This window comes from Bradyrhizobium sp. PRIMUS42, from assembly GCF_023006515.1.
GTDB lineage: Bacteria > Pseudomonadota > Alphaproteobacteria > Rhizobiales > Xanthobacteraceae > Bradyrhizobium.
This window is the reverse complement of the sequence record NZ_JALBGZ010001203.1, coordinates 1-1165: the sequence shown is the minus strand read 5'-3', so window position 1 is coordinate 1165 and position 1165 is coordinate 1. Positions and strand designations below refer to the sequence as shown.

Here is a 1165-nt window from a genome sequence, read left to right as displayed (position 1 = left end):
GGCGGCTGCAGGCCGGTGCCGGATCCCAGCCCGGCATCGCCGCGATTGATCGCGGGATTGAGCAGCTCGGCCAGCGCCGGCCCGATCGGCTGCACATCGGGGCGATGCGCTTTCGAGTTCGGGGCCTTGGTCCTGGGGGATTTGCCGGATTTTTCGGAGGATGCAGGTTTCTTCGCCATGGGGCGAATATGGGACGAGTCCGCCCCGCAATAAAGGGCGAATGCCCGGCGTCATGCAGCCTGCTGACAGCAGGTTGGCAGCAGCCTCGAGGCCTACACCGCCGGCAACGGCCCCTCGTCATCCTCCGCCGTGACATTCGGCTTCAGGATGTCGAGGTGGATGCCGCCGCAATCGGTGCAGCGCATGGTCCAGTACTCGCATCCGGCGCGCCCGCCGATCACGCGGAGCACCGTGAGATCGCCGTCGCATTCCGGGCAGTTGGAGAGCACGGCGCGGCTGTAGATCCTCAGCCCCGAGGTGTCTTCGGTTTCGATGACTGACATGACCGGTTGCCCCCTCTTGCGCTGCGCCGTCCCTGGTTCGCTTGCGTCCTGCTCGCCTATTCGTCGTCGCTGTCGGTCCGCCGGCGGAAGCGGTCGATGTGGTGCTTGGCGTCGGCGATCGCGGCGTTCTGATCGGGCCAGGCGAAACCGACTTCCATGGCCGGAAACAGGACGCCATCGATGGCGAGGGGGCTGAGATCGGCGCGGCGGATGCGGGCGTGCCAGAGGCCTTTGCCAGCCTCGAAGGATTCGATGTCAAAGCCGTCGTAGAGGGTCGTCATGGTAGTCCCCAAAGTGTTCCGTACGTGTCTTGTTGGAGGGTCAGGGGACCACGATTGCGTCATTTGGGATGTGAAGCCGTTCACAAGCGGCCGGCTTTTTTGCTTCGGGCGTCAGTTCCGAGCGGCGGCACGGCCGATCCGCTTCACCGGGCGAGCCGTGGGTTCCGCCGCCGCGCGCATGATCCAGCGGCGGAACGCGGCAAAGTCGCGCTGCTCGGTCTGGAAGCTGCGATAGAGCAGGTACCAGCGCATGCCCTTGGGTACCGAGAGGTCGAATGGCGCGACCAGCCGGCCGGCGGCGAGGTCGTCGTCGATATAGGGCCGGATGCCCATCGCGATGCCGAGCCCGTCGGCCGCGGCCTGCAGCGCTTGGCCGTAGAA

At 66.3% G+C, this 1165-nt stretch carries 3 protein-coding genes; all 3 read right to left on the bottom strand.

Annotated features, from left to right (window positions below):
* Positions 1-272 precede the first annotated feature (272 nt).
* On the bottom strand, positions 273-503 hold the full coding sequence (locus MOV75_RS39025) for a hypothetical protein (RefSeq protein ID WP_246932823.1): 231 nt from the start codon (positions 501-503) through the stop codon (positions 273-275).
* Positions 504-559: 56 nt separating this feature from the next.
* Complete coding sequence (locus tag MOV75_RS39020) at positions 560-784, bottom strand: hypothetical protein (RefSeq protein ID WP_028134417.1); 225 nt, start codon at positions 782-784, stop codon at positions 560-562.
* A gap of 111 nt (positions 785-895) precedes the next feature.
* Positions 896-1165 (bottom strand): LysR substrate-binding domain-containing protein (locus MOV75_RS39015; protein ID WP_247008171.1); only part of this gene is annotated, 270 nt, incomplete at its 5' end.